This window comes from Nostoc cf. edaphicum LEGE 07299, assembly GCF_015207245.1.
GTDB lineage: Bacteria > Cyanobacteriota > Cyanobacteriia > Cyanobacteriales > Nostocaceae > Nostoc > Nostoc edaphicum_B.
In genome coordinates this window covers 1-5267 of record NZ_JADEXF010000335.1, presented here as the reverse complement: position 1 = coordinate 5267, position 5267 = coordinate 1, and the positions used below count along the sequence as shown (strand labels likewise).

Here is a 5267-nt window from a genome sequence, read left to right as displayed (position 1 = left end):
TGTTAAATTTAGCTTTTGGGATTTATGGTTAACACATTTTTTCAAGCATTCGATATAGATGAAAATGGACTATAATCGGAACATATAAGAATTCGCGTTGAAAAAATCATTACTTCCTCATAATAACTTTGTAATTCATTTATTCATCTTTATAGAAACTTTAAGAAAACACGAGTATAGTTTACAGACAAATCTAGTTATATCTCATAAAATATAATCACTCAATTACTAAAACAACGCCTATATATTGCTATTTTTAGTTGGATTGACCAGGAAGGTCTTGATAATAAAAGAATTCAAAAACTTGATTTGACATAACAGCTAATTCCGTTTTGAAGTGCATACTACAACAACATTCATTAAAAGTTTAAAAAACATGGATAGCGAACAGCATCGACGCTATCAGACCTCTATGGTATCAACTTATTACCCTGAAACTACTTTCCTTGACTCTGTTGTCATGTCAGACGGAACTGAGCAATCACAAGGCTCGGATATCCTTACACGTTTGCACAGTGGAGAAGTTTTCATCGTCAATAGTCGGAGGCGAAATGGATTAATACTCTTTAAACGCTACCATGCAGAGTTTGCTGGGCCTGGGGCTGCTGTGGGTGGGGATTACGATTGTGATTGCCAAAGGGCACTGCCCATAGGTAATCTTTCTTTATTAACTCCTGAATCTAATGAAGAACGCCAGAAGGCTTACTTGATTAGGCGACAGTGGATTCGATTGATCAAACAAATTACAGAAAATCCACTGCCTGGGCAGCGAGTCCAGAAAATTCTCGATCAATTTGAACAATACTTTCCACCAGAAATAGTGGCTCTTTTGCCGGATGTTGCCTTTGCTCTTTTAGTGGGTGTGCTGCCACAAACTGTGGGAGTAGTACGCCGTTTGGGCAGTGAGGTAAACAGCAGGTTTAATTACTGAGTAAATTGCTAAGATGACAAATTTGCCAAAGCAGCTTTTACTCGATTAACGGTGCGGGCGTTTTCTTCTATCGTACCGACAGTAATTCGTAATCCTCCGCTAATGTGCCGTACAAGAGTGCCGAGTGTTCTAAGTTTCTGGTGGAAAGTTTTTAAAGCAGCTTCTTGTGAATTAAAGCCATTTGGTTTAAGACGCAGGTAAATAAAGTTGGCAGCACTTGGAGTAATTTGTAGTTCTGGTTGCTGGGATAAAATTTCGATGAGTTTAGCTCGTTCACTCAGGGCCTGGGAAATTGATTCCAGCAAAAGTGCACGATTTTGTAAACCAACTAAGGCAGCTGCTAGGGAAAAACTGGGGAGATTGTAGGGTAAGCGAACTTTTTCTAAAATGGCGATCGCTTCGGGATGGGCAACGCAATAACCAATACGGAGAGATGCTAATCGGAAAGCTTTAGAAAAAGTGCGTAATATTACCCAATTGGGATGCTGTCCTAATTCACCTACTAGGGTAGTTTGACTGAATTCAAAGTAAGCTTCATCAATTACTACTAAAATATGCTGTGGCAAGCTTCTTAACCACGCTAACTCTGCCTCAGTTAAGCTGTTAGCAGTCGGCGAATTGGGATGGACTACGAAAACTACGCGAATGGGGGGATTTTGAGTTTGTTCGATCGCAGACTGTGCGGCGCTTATGTCAATTTCAAAAGTTGTTTCATTTCTCCCCACTGCCACTACAGGAATGCCCAAAGTTTGTGCCAAAATCCCGTACATTGAGAAAGTAGGATTGGCAACCAGAATTGACCCTTCTCCTCCTAGACAGGTGGCGATTAATAAAGAGCGGATTAGTTCATCTGAACCATTACCAACAGAAATATTGGCAGCAGTAAAGAAGGATGATGAGAGGGCGGCTGACTGATTAATGTATTCAGCGATCGCATCCTTAAGTGTTTCATGTCCGCCATCAGGATAACGATTTGTTTCAATTACTTGCTGATAAGTCCACGCCAGCTTCTCTTTTAACTCAGGAGGTAAATCGTAGGGGCTTTCATTTGTATCTAATCGATCGAACTTTGTGGGAACAAAATTGGCTGTATCGCTGCTAGGATGAGGTTTATAGGCGGTGAATTGGGCTAAATCTGACCGGATGAAGGGAAGCATAGTTTTAGTCATTAGTCATTAGTCATTGGTCATTAGTCATTGGTCATTAGTAACTAACAAAGCACAAATGACTAACGACATTATTTATGTGTGAGTCTAATATTTTACAACTTCAAGGTAATTGGCAAAAGAGGCGAATTGCCTGCCAAATTTCTTCCATAACATTACCCAAGGTGTGGTCACTGTCGAGTTCGACTAACTCCACCCAAGGACGCGATCGCACAAAATCACGACTAGCTTCTATCGGAATGACTTCATCCTTTTTTCCGTGCAAAATTAGCGTGGAGATAGGGCGTTGTAAAAACTTTTCTTGGTATTGGGCAGCATCTGTAACGAAATCGTAATTTAAGGGAAGCGTAGACGCAGAGCGGCTTGTCGTTAGACATCGCTGCTCACCATAGTGGTAGACCATGATATATTTTTCTCGCTGCCAACGCTGTACTTTTTCATCCCCTAGCTTAGGCAACCAATGGGATAAAAACCCAAAAGCTGGTGCTAGCAAAACCAAGCGTTGCACTTGCAAATTTTGTTGTCCCAAGTGGGCAGCGGTCAAACCACCCAAACTTGAGCCAATGAGTGTTACTGGTGTAGAATCATTGCTGAATTCTGCGGCAACTTGAGTGAGCTGACGAGTGATTGTTAATTGGGAAAAATCACCAGCATTGAGATCGGGAATTTTCAGCCTTGTCTGAATTTGGGTAAAGCGATCACTTATATCCTGCGCTTTGGCAGATTTAGGGCTAGAAGCAAATCCGTGAAGATATATGTAGTCCAAAGTTGTAAATAGTTAGGAGTTAAAAATTATTGAGTGTTGATAAATAAAGATTTATCATTTGTTGTGTCTCACTTATAATTCATAACTCACAACTCCTTACTCCTAAGTTTTATTACCGCATTGTGACAAATTCCTCTGCGGATGAGGGATGGATACCCACAGTGGCATCAAAGTCTTTTTTGGTTGCGCCCATCTTGATGGCGATCGCTACACCTTGGATAATCTCAGCGGCACTTTCACCTACCATGTGAGCGCCTAGAACTTTGTCGGTGTTGCCATCAACCACCAACTTTATCATTGTCTTCTCTTGCTTACCAGTCAAACTGTGGTACATGGGGCGAAAGCGAGTGCGAAAAATTTTGACAGCATCACCAAGTTTTTCCCGTGCTTCGGCTTCTGTCCAGCCGACTGTTGCGGCTTCTGGGGTAGAAAATATGGCTGTGGGCACAGTTTCGTGACTGAATTCGCGGCGATTATTCCCAAATTCGCTATCGGCAAAAGCGCGACCTTCGCCAATAGCTACGGGAGTTAAATTGATTCGGTCGGTGACATCGCCAACAGCAAAAATATTCGGTTGATTAGTTTGACTATATTCATTGACTGCGATCGCATTTGTGGTAGCGTATCCAGGCCCTTCTACAGAACTGGCGACAACATCAACCCCGGCGTTTTCTAAACCTAATCCATCTACATTGGGAGTTCGACCGGTCGCTACTAAAAATACGTCGGCAATTACTGGTTCTTGCTCGTCTCCTGATAAAGTCAATTTCAACCCTTCTGGCACACGTTCAATTGCTTTCACCACATTATTTTGAATCAGCCGAATTCCGTGGTTTGTCATGCCCTCTTCTATTTCTGTACGGACATCCTCATCAAACCCCTTCAAAATCTTTTCACCTCTGGTAATTTGTGTCACCTGAGAACCCAAACCGCGCATAATACAAGCAAATTCCGTGCCAATATAACCAGCGCCAATAATAACGATGTGTTTTGGTTGTTCTTTTAGATGAAACATTTCGTTAGAGGTAATGCCATATTCCATCCCTTGTAAATCTGGTTTGATAGGACGCCCGCCAACAGCAATTAAAATTTTGTCTGCTGTAACTTTGCGTCCATCAACTTCGACTGTATGGGGGTCTACCAATGTGGCGCGACCAGAAAATAGTGCCACTCCGGCTTTTTCCAAGAAATTGATGTGTAGCTGCGACAGTCGCCGAACTTCCTTATCTATAGATGTAATGAAATATTCCCAGTCAAACTCAGCATTACCTACTTTCCAGCCATAGCCTGAAGCGTCACTGAACAGTTCGGGAAAGTGAGAGCCATAGACCATAAGTTTTTTGGGAACGCAACCGCGAATCACACAAGTGCCACCAACTAAATCATATTCAGCGATCGCCACTTTTGCGCCGTAGCTAGCCGCTCGTTTGGAAGCCGCCAAACCTCCAGAACCCGCACCAATTACAAATAGGTCGTAATCAAAAGTCATAAGTTTATGTTCTCTTTTGCAACAAGTGAGTTCCTGGGAACTTACACACAGAACGTGATTGAACTATATAACGATATCCGGTGAACGCTGTGTAAGTCCTGTCCTTGATTTAATCTAGCGTTAGCAGATGCTATCTGGTCGTAGGGAATATCACTTTTTGCTTTGGCGGCTGTAAAGGCAGTAGTTAACAATTGTATAGTTCTGCTCCTAGTCGAGCATAAGTCTGTGCTACCGCATTGGAGGAGCTAAATTCCACAGGACTTACGCAAAAGTATGACATAAACGTACTGCCTTCGGCGGTTCGCAGAGCATTTTTTACCCTCATTAGCAATTTTTATGTACTTGGAGAGTCAGTTGGGGTTACTGGTGTTGGATCTGTTGGAGTTACAGGGGTTACGGGTGTTACGGGTGTTACGGGTGTTGGAGTTACAGGTGTTACGGGCGTTGGATCTGTTGGAGTTACGGGTGTTGGAGCTGTTGGAGTTACGGGTGTTACGGGCGTTGGATTTGTTGGTGTTACGGGTGTTACGGGCGTTGGATCTGTTGGAGTTACGGGTGTTACGGGCGTTGGATCTGTTGGAGTTACGGGTGTTGGATCTGTTGAGGTTACAGGTGTTGGAGTTACGGGTGTTGCGGGCGTTGGATCTGTTGGTGTTACGGGTGTTGGATCTGTTGAGGTTACGGGTGTTGGTGTTACGGGGGTTGGATCTTTTGGCGTTACGGGTGTTGTATCTGTTGAGGTTACAGGTGTTGGAGTTACGGGTGTTACGGGCGTTGGGTCTTTTGGGGTTACGGGTGTCGGATCTGTTGAGGTTACAGGTGTTGGAGTTACGGGTGTTACGGGCGTTGGGTCTTTTGAGGTTACGGGTGTCGGATCTGTTGAGGTTACAGGTGTTGGAGTTACGGGTGTTACGG

General features: G+C 43.3%; 6 protein-coding genes. 2 read left to right on the top strand and 4 right to left on the bottom strand.

Annotated elements, in window-relative coordinates:
* Nucleotides 1-376 precede the first annotated feature (376 nt).
* Complete coding sequence (locus IQ229_RS11940; protein WP_194043947.1) at nucleotides 377-931, top strand: hypothetical protein; 555 nt, start codon at nucleotides 377-379, stop codon at nucleotides 929-931.
* Nucleotides 932-939: 8 nt separating this feature from the next.
* Here the strand turns inward: IQ229_RS11940 and IQ229_RS11935 are convergent, their stop codons facing one another.
* The 4 genes from IQ229_RS11935 to IQ229_RS11920 all read right to left on the bottom strand — a co-directional run bounded on the left by IQ229_RS11935 (nucleotide 940) and on the right by IQ229_RS11920 (nucleotide 4543).
* Nucleotides 940-2088 (bottom strand): histidinol-phosphate transaminase, encoded by a 1149-nt coding sequence (locus IQ229_RS11935; protein ID WP_194043949.1) that lies wholly within the window; start codon nucleotides 2086-2088, stop codon nucleotides 940-942.
* 112 nt (nucleotides 2089-2200) lie between these two features.
* On the bottom strand, nucleotides 2201-2863 hold the full coding sequence (locus tag IQ229_RS11930) for a YqiA/YcfP family alpha/beta fold hydrolase (protein WP_194043945.1): 663 nt from the start codon (nucleotides 2861-2863) through the stop codon (nucleotides 2201-2203).
* A 112-nt stretch (nucleotides 2864-2975) separates the two neighbouring features.
* Entirely contained in the window at nucleotides 2976-4352 is a 1377-nt protein-coding gene (gene gor / locus IQ229_RS11925; RefSeq protein WP_194043942.1) for a glutathione-disulfide reductase, read from the bottom strand.
* 41 nt (nucleotides 4353-4393) lie between these two features.
* The gene (locus IQ229_RS11920; RefSeq protein ID WP_194043940.1) at nucleotides 4394-4543 is read right to left on the bottom strand and encodes a hypothetical protein; all 150 of its coding nucleotides are present in this window, start codon (nucleotides 4541-4543) and stop codon (nucleotides 4394-4396) included.
* Between the two features lie 145 nt (nucleotides 4544-4688).
* Here IQ229_RS11920 and IQ229_RS11915 point away from each other — a divergent pair.
* Nucleotides 4689-5267, top strand: a 579-nt coding sequence (locus IQ229_RS11915; protein ID WP_194043938.1) for a hypothetical protein, incomplete at its 3' end; no start/stop codon positions are given.